The organism is Marinilabilia sp., assembly GCF_016278715.1.
In the GTDB taxonomy this organism is placed as follows: domain Bacteria; phylum Bacteroidota; class Bacteroidia; order Bacteroidales; family Marinilabiliaceae; genus Marinilabilia.
Genome location: NZ_JADQBH010000088.1, coordinates 15,689 through 37,210 on the forward strand (window position 1 = coordinate 15,689; position 21,522 = coordinate 37,210).

At 41.5% G+C, this 21,522-nt stretch carries 10 protein-coding genes; 9 read left to right on the forward strand and 1 reads right to left on the reverse strand.

Going from position 1 to position 21,522, the window contains the following annotated elements; translation table 11 throughout:
• Positions 1-26: 26 nt before the first annotated feature.
• On the forward strand, positions 27-1,526 hold the full coding sequence (locus QZZ43_RS05480) for a RagB/SusD family nutrient uptake outer membrane protein (protein ID WP_291856920.1): 1,500 nt from the start codon (positions 27-29) through the stop codon (positions 1,524-1,526).
• A gap of 989 nt (positions 1,527-2,515) precedes the next feature.
• On the opposite strand, the gene QZZ43_RS05485 is transcribed toward QZZ43_RS05480, so the two are convergent.
• Positions 2,516-6,421 (reverse strand): two-component regulator propeller domain-containing protein, encoded by a 3,906-nt coding sequence (locus QZZ43_RS05485; RefSeq protein WP_291856921.1) that lies wholly within the window; start codon positions 6,419-6,421, stop codon positions 2,516-2,518.
• A gap of 462 nt (positions 6,422-6,883) precedes the next feature.
• On the opposite strand from QZZ43_RS05485, the gene QZZ43_RS05490 reads away from it, so the two are divergent.
• The 8 genes from QZZ43_RS05490 (at position 6,884) to QZZ43_RS05525 (ending at position 21,522) form a co-directional block, all read left to right on the forward strand.
• Entirely contained in the window at positions 6,884-8,017 is a 1,134-nt protein-coding gene (locus QZZ43_RS05490; RefSeq protein ID WP_291856922.1) for an endo-1,4-beta-xylanase, read from the forward strand.
• 205 nt (positions 8,018-8,222) lie between these two features.
• On the forward strand, positions 8,223-9,116 hold the full coding sequence (locus QZZ43_RS05495) for an alpha/beta hydrolase (RefSeq protein ID WP_291856923.1): 894 nt from the start codon (positions 8,223-8,225) through the stop codon (positions 9,114-9,116).
• Between the two features lie 45 nt (positions 9,117-9,161).
• Positions 9,162-10,436 (forward strand): glycosyl hydrolase family 8, encoded by a 1,275-nt coding sequence (locus tag QZZ43_RS05500; protein ID WP_291856924.1) that lies wholly within the window; start codon positions 9,162-9,164, stop codon positions 10,434-10,436.
• A 31-nt stretch (positions 10,437-10,467) separates the two neighbouring features.
• The gene (locus QZZ43_RS05505) at positions 10,468-12,378 is read left to right on the forward strand and encodes an alpha/beta hydrolase-fold protein (RefSeq protein ID WP_291856925.1); all 1,911 of its coding nucleotides are present in this window, start codon (positions 10,468-10,470) and stop codon (positions 12,376-12,378) included.
• 36 nt (positions 12,379-12,414) lie between these two features.
• Entirely contained in the window at positions 12,415-14,949 is a 2,535-nt protein-coding gene (locus QZZ43_RS05510; RefSeq protein WP_291856926.1) for a glycoside hydrolase family 9 protein, read from the forward strand.
• A 23-nt stretch (positions 14,950-14,972) separates the two neighbouring features.
• Entirely contained in the window at positions 14,973-16,484 is a 1,512-nt protein-coding gene (locus QZZ43_RS05515; protein ID WP_291856927.1) for an alpha-L-arabinofuranosidase C-terminal domain-containing protein, read from the forward strand.
• Positions 16,485-16,502: 18 nt separating this feature from the next.
• A complete protein-coding gene (locus QZZ43_RS05520) occupies positions 16,503-20,321 on the forward strand; it encodes a glycoside hydrolase family 3 C-terminal domain-containing protein (RefSeq protein WP_291856928.1) in 3,819 nt (1,272 codons plus the stop codon).
• Positions 20,322-20,418: 97 nt separating this feature from the next.
• A complete protein-coding gene (locus QZZ43_RS05525) occupies positions 20,419-21,522 on the forward strand; it encodes an alpha/beta hydrolase-fold protein (RefSeq protein ID WP_291856929.1) in 1,104 nt (367 codons plus the stop codon).

The window sequence follows — 21,522 nt, forward strand, 5'->3', positions numbered from 1 at the left end:
TGTTTGAACACTTAAACAAAAAAGATATGAAACTAAAATATATTTTCTCAATTCTAATTGCAGGTTTGTTGATTTTTATATCCTGCGATGAAGAAGGTCTTGAAAAAACTAATCCCAACGGTTTTACCACCAGCTCTTATTATCAGAATGGACTACATCTTGAGAAGGCAACCAACGCAATTTATGGTCAATTTACCGGTGCAGACCTTTATGGCCGAATGATAAAATATCTATCTGCCTGTCGTTCGGATGAACATGCATCAGGCGGTCCTCAGCTGGAAGTTCATAACGCCCAGTTAATTGCTGGCACTTATGACAACACGATCTACACATTGACAGGCCCATGGCAAGGATTGTACCGCTTAATTCACCGCGCCAATGCTGTTATAGAGTTCGGTCCGGGCATTGAAGATCCGACACTGAATGCCGACATTAAAGCGCATCGAATAGCCGAAGCTAAATTTCTGAGAGCATTTGCCTACTATTACCTCGTGGTTTACTGGGGAGATGTACCTCTTTATACTGAAACTGTAAAAACAGCAGATGGAGAGAAAGCAACCTCTCCGGAATCGGAAATTTATACCTTTCTCGAGAATGACTTAGGTGATATTATTCCCGTTCTGAATGTTTCTCACGATGACAATAATCTTGGCAGGGCAACCAAAGGAGCAGCCCAATTATTGCTTGCCAGAGTTTTGATGCATCAGGGAAAATATGGAGCAGCGCATACGATTCTTCTCGACATTTATAATAATGGACCATACGAATTGGTTGACAATTATGCAGAAAATTTCCAGGAAGAAACTGAATACAATGAAGAATCCATATTCGAAATAGGATTCGCAGGAAGCAACTTCAACTGGTGGGCCGATGGCAACGGAGATTCACCCGCGGATAAGGGGCATGTTATGTTCCAGGACGTAAGCCCGGTCGGGTGGAGAAATCTTGTCCCTTCAGAAAAACTGATAAATGATTTTGAGCGTGTATCTGACGGCGATGCAAAAGACGACCCCAGGTTAGCTGAAACAGTTATTTTTGAAGGCGATACCTATGGGCTTAACGACGAGTTTACACTGACTGAGTCAGCATTCGGTTGGTATAAATATTCACCTATGTATAAATTAAACCCTGGTGGATACTATATATCAACGATTAACTACCGGAATATGCGATTTGCCGAGGTTCTTATAAAGCTGGCTGAATGCGAGAATGAAGTTGGTACTCCTGCCAATGCAATTGCTTACTTAAATGAAATAAGGAATCGTCCCAGCGTGGATATGCCGGATTATCCGACAGCCAATTATCCTTGCAGCAACAAGGAGGAAATTTACACTGCAATCATGCATGAGTCGTTGGTTGAGTTCTCTAATGAATTGTATAGGGCCGTTGAGTTGGCTCGCTGGAGGAAAAATGGTAAGTTCTCTGGAGCCAATCCCGAGCCTATTGATTATATCGCATCTAATCCCAACAAAGCGATATTACCTATTCCAAGCAACGAAGTTGATAACAATTCTCTTATTGATTAATTATCTTCATAGCCAGAAGGTTACCCAAACCTAAATCAAGTTGAAAGAGGTTGTCTCTAAACGGACAGCCTCTTTTTTTTACCTGTTTTTATCTAGTGTAAAGACCTAAAATTCCTCAAACTAATTTTTGTGCTATTATTTTTCTGGGTTAAGCTTTTTCGCAGTAGTTCACTATGGCTGTAAACCTTGCCTTAAAAAAACAAAAATTATAGTTCGAAAAACAATAGTGTCCTAAACATTTTCAAAAGGGATTTCATCCCTTAAACCCTGAACTACTTTTTTGTCTTGATACAAAAAAGTAATCAAAAAAGATCAAGACTTTGCCAGCTTTCGCTCTAAAAACTACGGTTCTTCCATCGAAATCGTCTAAACTCACCTCACTTGCTGCGCGCGTGAGATTCAAACAAAGACGATTTTTCGATGAAACAACCTTGTTTTTAGGCTTAACTGCCAAGGTCGGCACTCAACAAGCCCGACAGCTCTGTTAAAATAATAATTTTGAACAGGTTTGTTCGAAAAATTAAGGTTCATTACACTAGGCTGAGAATTTTTCAAACTTCAAAATGTTGCTTCAATATCGGGGAGCATAAATTAAAAAAAACACATTAACGTCTGGTTAAATAAAAGAAATTGGTTTTCTGAATGATGCTGAATAAAAAGGCTCTGGTTTAAAGTAGCGTTTATTTCTTAGAGATTGCTTCGGACATAGCCCTCGCAAAGACGGAAACTACCGATAACAGAGAAGAGGTTGGCAGATGGCAGGCATTTAAATCAAAATTCAGCTAATCTGGGGTTTTGGAATAAGTTGAGGAATACTTCGCAAAACTTGTATCGCTTAATCTGGCAGGACAATCCCAAAATATAATGTCATATTCCCTTTAACCTTTCTGCATGGTTAAAATCTTTCACCGTTGCTGTTTCTGCCGTGCAAAAAGAAAAGATGAAAGCAAAATATTTAAAAAATTATTCTATTAACGAGCAACTGGGTGTTACTTATTCCCAATAATATCTTTGGGTGATTTTCCATAGAATTTTTTAAATGCAGTACTAAAATATCCCACACTGGAAAAACCGGCTTTTTCGCTTACTTCTGTCACCGTATATCCTCCCGTCTGCAACAACTTAAGTGTGTAGTTGAGTCGAACAGCTCTGATAAAATCTGACGGAGATTGGCCGGTAAGGCTTTTAACCTTCTTATAAAGCAAGGACGGACTAACACTCATCTCAGAGGAAAACTCCTCTTTGCCAAATTTCAAATTCGACATATTGGATTCAACAACCTCCAACGCCCTTTTTACGAACCTTTCGTTTAGTTTGTTTTCAAACAAAGAAGTTTCTCTATCACAATCAATCAACTTTAATGACCTATCTATAACAACTTTTCGATTTGAAATAATTGATTTTATCCTGCCCTCAAGCAACCTCAGGTCAAACGGTTTGGTTAAGTAAGCATCAGCTCCCAAGCCCAACCCCTTCAATTGCAAAGCCTTGCCTTCAAGAGCCGTTAGTAGAACAACAGGGATATGAGCGGTTTCGGAATTGCTTTTCATTTTCTCACACAACTCAAAACCATCCATCCCGGGCATCAAAATATCGGAAACCACCATATCAGGTGTTTTTCTATGAACTATATCTAATGCCATCTGACCGTCTGACGCAGTGCAAACATTAAATTCATCCCTTAAAGATACCTCAAGGAAGCTTTTTAGTCTCTCATTATCCTCCACAATCAGAATACTCATTTTCCTTCCAATTTCCTGGTCTTTCCCGGGCAGGTCGTCAACAACACTATTGGAATTAATTCCGATCGTTTGAGGAGATTCATTTGTAACATCACAATTTTTATAACTATTTCCCACATTCCGAAGGGGTATTTCAAGGGTGAAGGTGGAACCAACATTCTCCTGGCTTTCAAACCGCACTTTTCCTCCATGCATCTCAGAATAATTCTTAACCATCAACAAGCCGATTCCTGAACCTACAACAGATGAATTAACGGCGTTCGGACTACGGTAAAATTCTTTAAACAATTGCTTTTGGCCTGCGGTGCTGATTCCAATTCCTTCATCCTGCACACTTAAAAACCAGGATTTTTTGTTCTTCCACAATTCAACCTGAACTTTTCCATTCTCAATGGAATATTTAATAGCATTTGATAGCAGGTTGTCTATCACTTTCTCAATTTTGTTTATATCCAACCCGGAAAACAACCCCGTCTCCGCCGAATTAAAAAACAAGGTAACACCTTTCTGCTGCGCATAAGACTCAAACATCATTATTCTCTGCTCCGCAAGCTGAACAACATCAACCATGTTGAAATTCATCTGTGCTTTCCCCTCGTCAATCTTTTGAAAATCGAGCAATTGCGAAGAGATATTGAGCAATCCTTTAATTTGCTCATTAGCCAGATCGATATAATATTTCCCTTGTTTAAAATGTCCGTATTCTTTTTCAATCTTTTCGAAAGGCCCGCTAATCAAGGTTAGTGATGTCCTAAGCTCATGCGCAGTGTTGGTAAAAAAGCGGATTTTCTCCTTCGAATGTAACTGCTGTATCAAATTGATATGATAACGGAACACAAAATAAAGAATACCAATGATAAACAGACTGAACAACAGATAAAACCACCAGGTATTCCAGAAGGCCGGCTTAATGACAATGGTTAGATTTCTTTCATCAATTACCTGGGACAAAGAATTACTCAACATCCTTATTTTTAATTCATATTCTCCTCCGGATAAATTTACAAAAGTCAGAAATCTGTTCGAAGTGGGTTTGCTCCAATCCTCATTAACGCCTTCAAGTTTCCATGAAAATTTTGTTTTGGGAACCGATGCGCCCACCGGCAACAGTTCTATGGTAAGAGTATTCCTGTGATGAGCCAATTCTACTAAGTTAAGACTATCCACTGGAACCCTTAAATCATACACTGCACTGTCTCTAATAGTACAGCCTGAAACAATGATGTCCTGAAAATAAATCTTTCCCACTATTTCCAAATCTTTTATATCTTCAGGATAAAACATTACCGCACCCTGATTTGTCCCTAAAATTAATTCGCCTGTAGTCAAAACCGAAGCCGCATCATGATTAAAGGAATTATTGGAAAGAGATAGGTTGGATGAATAAGAAACAACTTTCTTTGTTTTTGGAAAGAATTGGCACAAACCGTTTTCGGTGCCAAGCCAAAAACTATTATCATCCCGACATATACTATTCACAAAATTACTGGGAAGGCCATTATTCATATCATACTCTTCAATTGCCTCGTCTTCAATATCATAACTCACCAACCCTCTGCCACTCGTGGCACACCATACTATACCATCAAGAACCAAAAAATCGTGAATAATATATCCAGGCATTAGTATTTCAATACTTCCACCTTCTTTATTCAGGGATATTAAACCATAAGGGCACCCAAAAAGCATTTCATTTTCCGACGATTCCCCGATTTTATAAACCGGTTGTTTTTCATACTTTTTTAACTCGTCTGTTTCAATATCATAACGAGCAATATCTTCTACAATGCCCCCTATCCACATATACCCATCGCTATCCTGGTTGGCATCAAAAATAAAATCACCAAAATCCTTAGATCTTAACCTTTCATTTCCTGATTCCGGATCAAAAACCTTAACTCCTCCGCCCCATGTTCCGGCCCACATGCGTCCGCGGCTATCTTCAAAAATCGACAAAAATGCACGCGGATCTCCCGGTGGACTAGAAAAAAAGCTGACCCACTTATCCTTCTTCACATTCCATTTACTAATGCCATTATTGGTGGCAAACCAGATGTTTTTTTTACTGTCCTCAAAAACGTCATTAACAACATTATTCACCAATGAATTAACAGTGTTTACCCGATGCCTGATAATCCTGACGGGATTGATTGTTTGCTTAAAAAATGAAACACCACCAGTGAAAGTACATACCCAAACCCGGTTTTTACTATCTTTAAAAATATCATAAACCCCATTTCCCGCCAATGAACCGGGATTATCTTGATCCTCACGATATTTATTCAACACCCTGGTTCCCTTCTTATCAAATTCCCAGAGTCCCTGTCCGTCAAAACCCAGCATTATAGTACTGTCAGTATTGGCCTCAATAGCCATCAGGGGTTGTCCGGGGAATCCTTCCGGTTTAACGGGAACAAGTCTGTCAAATCTGGTATCGTAATAAAATGCATCTCCTGTAACAGTCCCAATCCAAAGATTTTCTGATTCCTTATCAAAATAGAGTTCAAGTATTTGAAGTGGTTCTTTATTTCCAATGGAAGACAAAAGCTCTGTTTTACCGGAATGGGCATTTACTAGATAAAGATTTTCGGAATGCCCCCAAAAGAAATACTTTTCATTGTACCATTCCAAAAAGTGCTCTTTCTGGTCCGATTCGTTGATGCGTTTTATACCATTCTCTTCAGAATAGTGGTACAGACCATAGGTAGCAGCAATATAAAATTTATAGTCATCGCTTACAAGCACATCACTAACAACCAGATAGTCATTCTCCAACAAAACTCTTAAATCCAGAATAAATTCAAATTTGTCGGATAATGAGTTATATTCAAAAAACTGACCATTATTAGTGTAAGCATACAGATGGTAATTACGATACAACAATTTAACGCTTAAAACATTGGGGGTAATGTATGGAAGATGGTACTGCCGTTTATCATCCTCTGTAAATCGGTAAATACCTGCTTTGGAAGAAACCCAAATAAACCCACACTCATCCTCGCAAACAGAGTTGGCACCACGGATTGAAGTCCCGTAAATTTCATTTATATTGTAAAACGAATAATCATTTGCCTCAGCAATAATACTACACCACAAAAAAAGAGAAAAGATATAGGTCTTTGATAGAAAATGATGAAGAACCGGCCCACTCATTTGCAATTGACTTTAGAAAACGATTAACAATTGACTATTAAAACAAAAACGAATAGCCAAAACTTTTCCTATCAAAAGTATTAATTATTGTTTAAAACTTCAATCAAATTGAAAATTAAATGTGCTTTTTACTTTTCATTTGCAAGAAAAACGGTTAAGTAATTCATTGGAAGATGAAACCATTTGCTTCTTCAGATTTGAAACTTCGTTTTTTTAATTTTCCACCTCAAAAGATGTAAAAACTAAGGTCATTCCATCTATTAATGTCTGAAATCAAAAATTTAATATCTTAAATCGAAAATCCCCAATACCTGATATCACTATTTTTGATTTATTAAAACCTCTTAACGCGGCCATGTTTCTTAAACTCTGCTCCTATTAACATTAACCCCTTCGTTAATAGCGATTTTAGGACCATTTTTCCCAACAAGAACATTTAATCATTGAAATAAAAAACACAAAATGAAAAAAAGAAATCTAATTTTTATCGCAATTCTTATTCTTGCTACCTACGGATTTTATTCGTGCAACAACGAAACAACAGATAACTCCAAATCCCTAAAAGAGGCCTTCTCTGAGCAGTTCTATATCGGAACCGCTTTAAATGCACGCCAGATAATGGGTCATGATTCCGCAACCATGGCAGTCGTAAAAAAACACTTTAATTCCATAGTGGCTGAAAACTGCATGAAAAGTGGTATGATTCAACGTAGCGAAGGAGAATTCAACTTTGAGCTGGCCGATCAGTTTGTAAAATTCGGTGAAGAAAACGATATGTTTATCATTGGACACACACTCATCTGGCACTCCCAGGCTCCTCGTTGGTTTTTCACTGATGAAGAAGGCAATGACGTTTCCAGAGATGTTCTCATCGAAAGGATGAAGAATCACATTCATACTGTTGTGGGCCGTTATAAAGGACGAGTAAAAGGTTGGGATGTGATGAATGAGGCAATTCTCGATGATGGATCCTTCCGAAAAAGCAAATATTATGAAATCATTGGAGAGGATTTTATAAAACTCGCCTTCCAATTTGCCCACGAAGCCGATCCCGAAGCTGAACTCTATTACAATGATTATTCGATGGCTGAGCCCGGGAAAAGAAGCGGAGTTGTCAAAATGGTCAAAAATCTTCAGGAACAAGCGATTAAAATCGACGCCATTGGAATGCAAGGGCATATTGGATTAGATAACCCTTCCATCCAGGAATTTGAAAAAAGTATTGAAACTTATTCCGGTCTTGGACTAAAAGTCATGGTAACAGAACTGGAGCTTACCGTATTGCCCATGCCCGACTGGAGTGCAGGAGCAGAAATATCAACCGATTATGAATACCAGAAAGAACTCAATCCTTATACCGAAGGGCTCCCTGACTCTGTGAATGTGGCCTTTGAAAACCGTTATCTTGATTTCTTTAAACTCTTCCTCAAACATCAGGATGTAATTTCAAGAGTAACACTGTGGGGGGTAAATGATAATAATTCCTGGAAAAACAATTGGCCTGTGAGAGGAAGAACCGACTACCCATTGTTGTTTGACAGAAATAATGAGCCCAAACCTGTAGTTGCCAAAATAATAAAAGAAGCGTTAAAATAAACCATTTAAAGTATATCCTGTCAAAAACAATAAATCAGTGCACTTCCCGGGATGACTAAACATCGGAGGAAGTGCACTTTAAATATTCGTTAACAAGTTAAATCCAAAATTTATTTTAATTCCTTTCTTTTTTTTCATCAATTGAATATTCATTTAGCTTAATAAGGCAGTTTACCGCTAACCCCGAAACATAACCACAGCACAAATGAACAATTCCGGAAGATTAATAACTCTGCTTCTCATTGCCTTGCTTTTTGCACCTGCGAAAGCCCAGGAAATAATCGAACTCTACAATGAAAACATTCTGAAAAGTGAGTTTGATAGCACTTATACAAAAAATCCCGGAGGATTAATAACAAAAGTTATTTCTCCGACAATAGAAATGTATCTGCCAACAGCAAACGATTCTCTCTGTCCGGCTGTTATTATCTGCCCGGGTGGAGGATACAGTGTTATTGTTTATGAAGGTGAAGGGATTTCAACAGCCAAAAAAATGGCGGCCAACGGCATCGCAGCATTTGTTCTAAAATACCGGCTGCCGGGCTCATCCTCCGACGATAATAAAAATCTACCGTTAAAAGATGCACAACAAGCCATCAAAGTTGTCCGCGAAAATGCCTCAAAATGGAACATAAGCCCTGTTAAAATAGGGATCATGGGTTTTTCTGCCGGGGGACATTTGGCATCAACATTAGCAACTCATTATCATTCATTAATTGACAACCCCGAAAACACAAGTCTGCGTCCGGACTTTCAAATATTGGTTTACCCTGTCATCAGTATGCTGGACAGCCTCACTCATTTGGGATCCAGAAACCAGCTTTTAGGCGAAAACCCAAGCCCGGAAGACATCAACAACTTTTCATCCGAACTACAGGTGGATTGCAATACACCCCCTGCTTATATTACACATGCAACGGACGACCTTGTGGTAGATGTGGATAACAGCATTTTCTACTTCGAACAATTAAGACATCATAAAGTGCCTGTTGAAATGCACATCTATCAGGAGGGAAATCATGGATTCATTTTCAAACATGAAACCTGGACAGATCCACTCTTTAAATGGATGAAAAGTTCTGGATTTCTGGTTAACTGAATGAATAAAACACTCATAGGTCATTTTTAATAAATACATAAATTAATGAATACACGAGCGCTAAAACAATTCCCAAAAACTCATTTGGCATTGATGGTTTTTTTTTCCCTGTTATCCTTTTCCTTACTCGGACAAAAACAAGAAGGAAGCAATACCCGGAATCTTTTTCTGGAAGCTGGATACAATCAGGCAGAAATAGACAAAAAAGTTGAAAAAGCATATTCTGACCTTTTTGAGGGCCCCAATCGCATCTATTTCGAGGTAGGAGATTCAATGGGCTATGTGTCGGACATAAAAAACGATGACGTTCGCACCGAAGGCGTTTCTTATGGGATGATGGTGGCTGTTCAACTCGACAAGAAAGAGGTTTTTGACCGCATCTGGCGTTGGTCAAAGAAGTATCTTCAGCACCAGAAAGGGCCCAGGAAAGGCTACTTTGCCTGGAGCTTTAACCCGGAAAAGATGAGAATCAACTCACCGGGAAGTGCATCGGATGGAGAGTTCTATTTCGTAACTACCCTTCTGCTGGCCTCCAATCGTTGGGGAAATGACACAGGGATTGACTATTATGCTGAAGCCCGCAACATATTAGATGCCATGTGGGAAAAAGACGGCGCCGCAAACGTCCATAACATCATCAATGTGGAACACAAGCAGATATCTTTCGTTCCTGAAGGTGACGGCTACAACTGGACAGACCCCTCCTATCATGTGCCTGCTTTCTACGAAATATGGGCGGAATACGCCAACGACGGACATGAACAATTCTACCGCGACTGTGCGGACACTTCACGGGTATTTCTTCACCGTGCCTGTCACCCTGTTACGGGCTTAAACTCCGACTATACAGAGTTCAGCGGAGAACCTCATCCCACCCGTTGGATGAAACCCGGATTCAGATACGATTCATGGCGTGTTCCCATGAATATTGCCATGGATTATATGTGGTATGGAAAAGATAAAGAATGGCAGGAAGATTATGCGCAACGTTTTCAGAACTTCCTGAGATCCGAAGGAATTGACTCTTTTAAAGACCAGTACAATCTCGATGGTTCAAAACCCGATTGGATACTTCCGGCAGGTAATTACCCTCCAAAACTGAGACATTCACTGGGACTAATATCCACAGCAGCCACTGCCTCTCTTATCAACATCAACAACAACCAAAACAGTATGGATTTTGTCCATAAACTCTGGGATGAAAAGCTGGAGCCTTATGAAGACGGATATTTCGACCCCTATTATGACGGCCTGATGTATCTTTTTAGCCTGATGCACCTGAGCGGAAAATATCAAATCATTACTCCAGCTCAGAAATAAAACTTTTTTATCACTTACTAAACCTTACAAAATGAAGAACATATTCCTTTCCCTTTGTCTATTGTTTACCCCTTACACTTTTGGTCAAAGTCCTGTAAACCCACCGTCCGCTGGCTTTGACATTTTTCAGGAAAGCATTCCACACGGCAAAACAGACACAGTCACCTATCATTCAAAAACCGTTGGCAATGACCGCACCGCATTAGTTTACACACCTCCCGGCTTCGACACAAGCAAGCAATATCCGGTGCTCTATCTTTTGCACGGCATTGGAGGCGATGAATTTGCCTGGACTAATAACGGAAATGCCGGTACAATTCTGGACAATCTGTATGCCCAGGACAAATTGGAACCAATGATTGTGGTAATGCCAAATGGCCGTGCCATGAAAAATGACCGCTCCGAGGGAAATATTTTCAGCCCTGAAAGGGTGGAAGCTTTTGCCACATTTGAAAAGGACCTGATAAATGACCTGATTCCATTTATTGAAAAAAAATATCCGGTAAAAGAGGACCGTAATAACCGGGCCATTGCAGGTCTTTCCATGGGGGGCGGTCAATCGCTGAATTTCGGTCTGGGCAATCTGGATAAATTTTCCTGGGTAGCAGGTTTCTCCTCCGCACCCAACACCAAAAAACCAACAGAACTGGCTCCGGAACCGAAAAGAATAAAGACTGAACTTAATCTTCTATGGCTTTCATGCGGAGATAAAGACAACCTGATCCCCATAAGCAGTAGTTTCCATGATTATCTCGATCAATCTGATGTTCCCCACATTTTTTTTGTCGATCATGGCTACCATGATTTCAACGTTTGGAAAAACAGCTTATACATGTTTTCCCAGCTTTTGTTTAAGACTGTAAATGAGGAGCTTTTCGATGTCATCAGCAATGTTGGACGCCCTGCGGAAACCAACATTCGTTCGGCTGAATTCCCAAAAGTCCATCCCGACGGAACGGCAACTTTCAGGATAAAAGCACCTGAAGCGCAAAAAATCCAATTAGATCTGGGACGAAAATACGACCTGAATAAAACCGAGGAGGGGGAATGGCAGATTACTACAGACTCGCTCGGTGAGGGTTTTCACTACTATTCTCTGATTATCGACGGTGTGGCCGTGGCCGATCCTGCCAGCGAAACTTTTTACGGGATGGGGCGCATGGCCAGTGGTATTGAGGTGCCTTTCAAAGGAGATGATTACTACACTCTGAAAAATGTTCCTCACGGAGATATTCGAATTAAACGCTACTACTCAAAAGTCACCAACAGCTGGAGACAGTTTTATATGTACACCCCTCCCGGGTATGATAATTCCGACCAGGAATATCCGGTTCTGTATCTCCTTCATGGTGGTGGCGAAGATGAACGCGGATGGGCCACTCAGGGAAAAACGGATCTGATTCTCGACAACCTCATTGCCGAAGAGAAAGCAGAGCCCATGATCATCGTTATGATGGATGGGAACATACCGTCACCGACTTTTGGTGAAGAGATGCTTACCATCTTCGAGAAAGAACTCACTGAATCAGTGATTCCTTTTGTGGAAAGCAACTACAGAACAAAGTCGGGTGCTGAAAATCGTGCCCTCGCAGGTCTTTCCATGGGAGGAATTCAAACTCTGTATGCCGGCATTTACAACACAGATACATTCTCCAACCTGGGTGTTTTCAGTTCAGGGTGGATAATAGGAGCCCACAACGATATTGCCGATGCTCAATACGAATTTATGGGCGAGAATGCGGACAAAATCAACAACAACTTAAACCATTTCTGGATTTCAATGGGTGGAAAAGAAGATATTGCCTGGAAAAACTGCCAGATCATGATGTCAAAATTTGATGAGCTAAACATCAATTACACCTACAGTGAATACCCCGGAGGACATACCTGGCCTGTTTGGAGAAATAATCTTTACAATTTTTCCCAGGTTCTTTTTAAGTAATCTGTTTTTAACCTGTAATTATTAGAACCTAATACCATGATCTTAAAAAACACAACCTTCGGCATCTGCTTGTTACTAAGCTTAATCCTAACAGGCAATGCTTCGTTTGCACAGACGCTGCAACTCAACGAAAAAGAATATTTTGAAACCACCGGATTAAATGTTCTGGTTTTCAACAATGAATACAACGGCTTCTTCTTTGATGAAAAAACGGCCGGAATAGAACTCATTCATCACGGTGTCAGAACTTCAACCGGGGGGGCAGTCAGGCTCCAGAACACCCCTGAACAATGGGATTTAATTCCTACAATGGTGAACAAAACGGTTGATAAAAACAACAAAAGCATAGAATTCACGCTTCGGTACGAAGCTTACGATTTTGACTCAAAAATCACCGTTTCTCCAAAAGAGGAAGGTTTTCAAATAACCGTATCATTAGACCAACCGGTACCGGAAGAATTAGAAGGAAGGGCAGGCTTTAATCTGGAGTTTTTACCTTCTGCATACTTCGAAAAAAGTTATCTCACAGACGGCAAGCCGGCAACATTTCCGTTATACCCGTCAGGCAATACCACCATCGAACCATTAAAGAACAAAATACCACAGTTTGCAGGTCACAGCACTTTTGATGACCGCGGCCTTGATGAATACATAGATCCCAAACCATTGTCGAAAGGTAACACACTGGTGTTGGCTCCCGAAGATCCCGAAAGGTATGTAAAGATTGAATCGGAATCGGAAATAATGCTATTTGATGGTCGGAATCTTGCCCAAAACGGGTGGTTTATTGCACGCAGCATATTGCCAACCGACCAAACAGGCGAAGTTCTAAAGTGGTATGTCGAACCCAACGCCATCGAAAACTGGGTGCGCGAACCAAACATCGGTTTTTCCCAGGCCGGCTACCATCCCGACCAAAAGAAAGTTGCCGTTATTGAACTCGACAAGAATGATACCCCTCTTCAACAAGCTTTTATCTATGAAATTACCGCATCAGGCGAGAAAGTAAAACGTCTGACTGTAAACACAAAAGAATGGGGAGAATATTTACGTTACAATTACGTAAAAATTGATTTCAGCTCTATCAAAGAACCAGGACTATACTACATTGAATATGGTGACCAAACAACAAATACCTTCTCTATTGACGAAAATGCGCTGAAAAATGTATGGCATCCCACATTAGATGTTTTCCTACCGGTACAAATGGATCACATGAAAGTGAACGAAGCCTATCGTACCTGGCATGGCGAACCCTTTATGGATGACGCTTTGCAAGCTCCCGTAAACACTGAGTTTTTCGATGGTTACCGCATGGATTCTGTAACAGACACCAAATACAAATCGCTGGAGCGCATACCCGGACTGGCTGTTGGTGGCTGGTTTGATGCCGGCGACTATGATATTCAAACCGGCACGCATTGCCGTACCATCCTGAGTCTGGTGGATTCATGGGAATACTTCAAAGTTAACAGAGACCAGACCTTTATCGACCAGGAAACCCGCTACGTTGACATCCACCGCCCCGACGGCGACCCCGATATTCTTCAGCAAATAGAGCATGGTACCCTTAACCTGGTGGCGCAGATTGAAAATATCGGGCATCCGGTAAGAGGAATTATTGTTCCCAAACTGCACCAGTACCATCACCTGGGAGATGCTTCCACTGAAACCGACAATTTGCCCTACAATCCGAGCCTTAAACCTTATGAAAGCGATGGAAAAAGTTCTGGAACCCTAGACGACAGATGGGCTTTTACCAACCGAAACTACATGCTTGATTTTTCAACCGTGGCAGCACTCGCTGCAGCCAACAGGGCGTTGAAAGATTACAACAGTGAACTGGCCGAAAAATGCCTCCGTCTGGCTAAGAATCTTTTTGCAGAGGCTTCTGAAATTATGAAAACAGCGGAACCCAACAGGTTTTCACGTTGGGGCCAGTTTAATGAAATATCCGCAGTATTACAGCTGTATATTGCCACCGGAGAAAAAGAATTTGCAAACCGCTATGAAGAACTCATCTGGCCGGCACTGGAGGAATCATCAGAATGGACCCTTTCAATGGCGCTTCAAGCCATTCCTCACATGGATGAAGACTTTAAAGGAAAACTTAAAAAATACGTGATTAACCACAAAACAGAAATCACTGGATTAGACGCTGACAACCCTTACGGAGTACCTGTTTCGACCAGAGGATGGGCAGGAAACTCAGGAATTATCGATTGGGCTATTACCAATTACATGGCACACAAAGCCTTTCCCGAAATCATTGAAAAGGAAGATGTGTACAGGGGATTAAATTACTTGTTCGGATGTCATCCCTCCTCCAATCTTTCGTTTGTTTCGGCCGTAGGAACCCGCTCCAAAAAGGTAGCTTATGGCAGCAACAGAGCCGACTTTAGCTTTATCGCAGGCGGAGTGGTTCCGGGGGTTCTGATTTTGAATCCTGACTTTCCCGAAAACAAAGAAGACTGGCCCTTCTTCTGGGGTGAAAATGAATATATTATCGATATTGGTGCGTCGTATATTTATTTAGCCAATGCAGTCAACGAACTGCTTAGTGAGAATTAACCCTAACCCAAACCAGAAAAACTATGAAACTTTTTAAGAACATTTGCTTTTTCACATTACTATTCTGCTTGTTTTCAGGCAATATTACTGCACAAAAAGCTGCATTAATAAAAATCGATCCCGATCGAAAAATTGACACCATTGATCCTAATATCTACGGAGCATTTGTTGAACCAATCCGAACGGTGGTTTATGGAAATATCTATGATCCCGAATCCTCCTTTGCCGATGAAAATGGTTTTCGAAAGGATTTCATCGACCTTATCAAAGAGCTCAACATTCGTAACGTCCGTTGGCCGGGTGGAAATTTTGTTTCCGGCTACAACTGGGAAGATGGTATTGGCCCGAAAGACCAACGACCGTCAAAACTTGATCTGGCATGGAAACAAGTCGAAACCAACCAGATGGGAACCGACGAATATGCTAAATTCTGTAGCCTGATTGGGGCCGACAACTTCCTTTGTATCAACGGCGGTACAGGCACGCTCGATGATGCCCGTAACTGGGTGGAATACTGCAATTATGATAAGGGCACTTACTATTCCGACCTTCGACGAAAAAACGGAAATGAAGAGCCTTTCAATGTGAAATACGTAGGCCTTGGCAATGAGATAGACGGACCCTGGCAAATGGGACAAAAATCGGCAGAAGATTACTGCAAATTTGCGCTGGAAGCCGGAAAACTTATAGCCCTGATCGATGAAGACATTAAACTGGTTGCCTCAGGAGCTTCGCTGTACCGCCCCGGAAACGAGTGGGTGGATTGGAATGAATACGTCCTGGATAAAATGGTGGGCAAAATTGATTACATCTCGGTACACAGATATGCCACCGAAGCTTTGCCCGGTGGAAGGGAAAACAATATCTTTTCTGACCGAATGTCACTTGGGCTGGATATTGATGAGAAAATAGAAACCACACAGGCGCTCATAAAAAAGGCAATGATCAAATCTGAGTCCGAACGCCCGGTTTACATCTCTTTCGATGAGTATTCTCCTGGTTTTGGAGGCATTGCCAGTTCTTTATTGCTTGCACAACATTTGAATTCATTTATCAGGCATGCCGATATTGTAAAAATGGCCAATATCACCATGATTACTGCCCTGACCGGACATTCTCCTAAAGGTGTTTTCAAAAATTCCCTGTTTCATACATTCAATCTCTATTCCAACAATGCCCTTGGCACAGCTTTGGATGTTTATGCTGATGGGCCATCTTATGACAATGAGATATTCGACAACATCCCTTATCTGGATGTGACAGCAATATTTAACGAATCAGAGCAAAAAATAATTGTTAATGTGGTCAACAGACATGAGACTGATGACATCGAAACAAAAATCGATTTACAAGCCGGCAAATACTCAGGCAAGGCTACAGTCAATTTGATTAATGCTGAAAGTCTTGATGCAAGAAATTCCATTGAAGAATCTCCTGTTTCAATAAAAACCAAACAGATGAGTTTTAAAGGCACCGTTATTCAACATACATTCCCTGCTCATTCATTTACCCAAATTGAAATTCCGACGAAATAATATTATAAAATTTCTGTCATGCAACGTACTCTAGCGAAACTATTTATATTAACACTTTTCAGTGTTTCCATAATTGCTTTCATCCCGGGCGGGGAGCATTCCAAAAAGCCAATATACCTCAACACTTCTTATTCATTCGAAGAGAGAGCTGCAGATTTGGTTTCCAGAATGACTCCCGAAGAAAAGCAAAGTCAGTTTGGCAATACCATGCCTGCAATTCCACGATTGGGAGTCAATGCCTACAATTTCTGGGGCGAGGCACTACATGGTGTTATGGGACGCAACAACAACAGCGGAATGACCGCCACATCATTTCCAAATAGTGTAGCTGCCGGAGCAACATGGGATCCTGAATTGATTAAAAGAGAAACCGAAGTTGTTTCGGATGAAGCCCGCGGGTTCAATCATGATTTGATTTTCACCCTCACATACTGGTCGCCGGTGATTGAACCTGCCAGAGACCCACGTTGGGGAAGAACTGCCGAAACTTTTGGAGAGGACCCGTTTCTGGTTTCTGAAATAGGTAAAGGATTTATTCAGGGAATGATGGGTGATGACCCCCGGTACCTGAAAACTGTTCCCTGCGGAAAACACTTCCTGGCCAATAATACTGAGTTCAATCGTCATTCCGGAAGTTCTGATCTGGATCAAAGGGATATGTATGAATATTACCTCCTGCCCTACCGGACCCTAATACGCGATTACAACCTCCCTTCTGTTATGACTTCCTACAATGCTGTGAACGGAGTTCCCGTTTCAGCCAGTAAATTCCTGGTCGATACCATTGCCCGGAAGTTGTATGGATTGGAAGGATACATAACCAGCGATTGTGGGGCTATTGATGACATTGTAAGAGGCCATCATTATGCCGAAGATTACACTCAGGCGGCTGCAATGGGAATCAAATCGGGTGTGGACATTGACTGTGGAGGTGTTTATCAAAATCATGCACTCAAAGCATTGGAAGAGGGATTAATATCACAAGGCGACATTGATAAAGCGCTGATTAACATCTTCATGACCAGAATGCGAACCGGCGAGTTCGATCCAAAGGGGATGGTTCCTTATGCAGGCATCAAACCCTCCAAAGTTAATGATCCATCACATCACGATTTGGCCATTGAAATGGCAACAAAGACTCCTGTACTACTGAAAAACGACAAGGTTGCAACTACAGAAAATAAAGCCTTGCCAATAGATCTATCCAAAATCAAAAAAATTGCTGTGTTAGGCCCCCAGGCCAATCTGGTTGAACTGGGAGATTATTCAGGTCCGGTGGAACCTGATTTACGAATTACCCCACTAGCCGGGATTCAGAACTACATTAAAGAACACAACCTAAACACAGAGGTTGTCTCAAAATCAGGTGGTAACACTGCAAAAAACACAGACTTCTTTACCATTTCCGGCTTTTCAACAGTAACCACCGATGGGAACATTAAAGAATTTGACGCCACCAAATTTGATAAATCGGCCAAAGGACTGATAGCCTCCGAACGTTTCGGTCAATCGGCTGTCAGAGGAATAAAAGACGGTGACTGGACCTTATACGAGAACATCGACATAACCAATGTGGACTCCATCCGCTTTAACATGACTATTGCGGATGAAGGAGGATTGCTTGAGGTGCGCGTCGGGTCGGCAACCGGAAATGTTCTGGCATCCCAGACAATTGTTTCCGGCAATCAGGAAAATAACAATTCATGGTTCAGACGCCCGGAAACAGTGTCAGTAAAAATCAACACACTGGGGATAACCGGACCGCAACCCATTGTTTTGGTTTATCATGAACCGGAACCTGACGGCACGGACCAGGAAACACTGGACATGGCGGCTTCTGCCGATGTGGCTTTGGTATTTGTCGGAACCGACCAATCAACCGGAAGGGAAGAATCCGACCGTTTCTCTATTACGCTTCCCGGGAATCAGAATCAGCTGATTAAAGCTGTAGCAGATGCCAACCCCAATACCATTGTGGTAATGCAAACCATGGGCATGGTAGAAGTTGAAGAGTTTAAAAATCATCCCAATATTAAAGGTATTATCTGGACTGGGTATAACGGTCAGGCACAGGGAACCGCTATGGCAAAAATCCTCTTTGGCGATGCTAATCCCGGCGGAAAACTTAATGTTACCTGGCATAAATCGCTCAATGACATCCCTGATTTTAACGACTATACCCTGAGAAAAAGTACAGAAAATAACGGCCGTACTTATTGGTATTTCGACGGTGAGGTCTCCTATGAGTTTGGTTTTGGACTTTCATACACCACTTTCGAGTACAGCAATTTTGCCATCAGCCAAACCAACATTACGCCCAACGATAAAATTACTGTAAGTGTTGATGTATCTAACACCGGCAAAGTTGATGGTGACGAAATTGTACAGGTTTATGTAAAAACACCTGACAGTCCCGCCTCCCTCGACAGACCAATCAAAAGGTTAAAAGGGTTCAAAAGAGTAACCATTCCTAAAGGCCAGAGTAAAAGAGTCCAAATCGATATTGACTGCAAAGACCTTTGGTTCTGGGATGCAAAAAACAGCAAAATCACATTTGATCAGGGCGCATACATTTTCGAAATTGGTGCTTCATCAAGCGACATTAAAGGTGAGTTAGAAGCCACCATGAATGGGAAATATAAACCCGAACTTGTTAATGTTGTTGCCGAAAGTGACAAGGTGGTTCTGAAGCCGGGTGACATCATCCAATCCAGCGTAACTGCAGCCATGGATGACGATACTTTTTATGACATTAATAAAGCCCGGGTAATCTACAGAAGCAATAATCCATCAGTCGTTGATGTTGACCAAAACGGAAAAGTTACGGCTACCGGGGTGGGCATTGCATCTGTTTTTGCTGATGTAACTATTGATGGTAAAACATTATCTGACGGTTATCCTGTGAAGGTGATGCCAGACCTGACGCCTGAATCAGTCTCGGTGAATGGCAAAATCATCCCCGGATTTGACAAGGATGTGAAAGCCTACAGTTTTCTGCTGAAGAATACATCAAATGTACCAACAGTGGAAGCAGTGGCCGTCAGTGATAATATCAGAGTGGATATTCAACAAACCAAAGATATTCCCGGAACTGCCGTAGTTACTCTTGTGGATGACATCACTCTGGAAAAAAACATCTACTATGTGAATTTTGATGTAAAATCTGTCAGTGAGGAGTTTAATGGTTCTGAAATTGGTTCGCAATGGGAATGGATACGCGAAAACCCATCGACTCATAGTCTCTCAAAAAAAGACGGCGCCATTACTATCACCAGCGAACCCGGAGGCGTTTCGGAGAACACCAACAATGCAAAAAACATATTGCTGCAAAGCGCCAATTCCGACTGGACCATAGAAACAAAGCTGGTAGGATCCAGAATGCCTTCCCAGCCTGAAAATGCCGGAATTATTGTTTATCAGGATGATGAAAACTTTATTAAACTGATGTTAAGGGCTGTCATCAAAACCACCCGTGTAAGGGAGCCCCAACCGGGAACCATTGACCTGGTGATGGAAGAAAACGATATTTCCAAATCGCTGGCTTCCTTTAAACTCAAAGAAGCCATAACCGACAACAATGAGTTGGTTCTTAAACTGACAAAAAAAGGGAGTATCTACACCGCTTATTATTCCATGGATGACGGCGAAAACTTTGAAGAAATGGGAACGGCGGATCTCCTGCTGAAGGACATTAAGGCCGGGCTGATGGTGGCAGACGGTATCATCGCCAATTACATGAAAAGTACTTTCTGGTTCGATTCTGACACCACAAAACCGGATACACCTTTTAATGTTTCGTTCGATTATTTCCGCATCGAAAACAGCGGCATTGAGTAATCAGAAACAATACACCTTATTGCGGCAGGAGCAATTTCTGTCGCAGATAGTGAAAATAAAATACTATTTACTAACCAAATAATCAGGAGAAGTTATTATGAATTACAAAATCAAAACCCTTTTAGCAATATTTCTGATGTCCGGCAGCTACTGTTTTGCCCAGTCAGATGATAAAATAATCGAAGATTTTGAGCCATCGCCAGTCAATCAGCCGGGTAGTGAGTATCCTATGGTCAACTCGCAGGGCCGTGTGCGCACACAAATACTTGCACCCGACGCAAATTACGTTAAACTCGATATTGGTGGTGTAAAATACGATTTGGTGAAAGACGAAGAAGGAATGTGGATTGGTGAATCGGCCCCCCAGGATGTTGGTTTTCACTATTATCAACTGAATATCGACGGAGCATCGGTGCCCGATCCGGGAAGCCTCTTTTACTTTGGCGCTTGTCGTTGGGGAAGTGGTATTGAAATTCCTTCCGACGATCAGGATATGTTTGCAGTAAAAGATGTACCTCATGGGCATGTTCATGAAATTCTGTTCCCATCGGAAAGCACCAAAACATCCCGCAAAGCTTTTGTTTATACACCTCCGGGCTACGACAAAGAGACTTCGAACCGTTATCCAGTTTTATACTTGCAACATGGCTATTGCGAAAATGAAACATCATGGCCCAGTCAGGGACATGCCAATTTAATCATGGACAACCTTATTGCCGAAGGAAAAGCCAAACCTTTCATTATTGTGATGACCTATGGCATGACCAATGAGATTGAATTCGGTGGTCTCCGTGAGTTCGACATCAAACCTTTCCAGACAGTTTTGGTTGATGAACTGATTTCATACATCGACTCCAACTACCGAACCTTAGCTAACCAGGAGAACCGGGCTATGGCCGGCTTGTCGATGGGTGGTTTCGAAACAAAATTGATTACCCTGAACAGACCTGATGTGTTTTCGTATTACGGTCTTTTTAGCGGTGGGATATATAATCCGGAAGAACTTAAAGACCATGAAAACCTGAAGCTTGTGTTCATAAGCTGTGGAAGTAAAGAACGTCCCGATGGTGTTAAAAATGCCGTATCTGAGCTACAAAAGGCAGGATACAATGCCGAATCTTACATATCTGAGGGAACTGCTCACGAATTCCATACCTGGAGGCGAAGTTTGCATCAGCTTGCTCAACAGCTGTTTAAATAA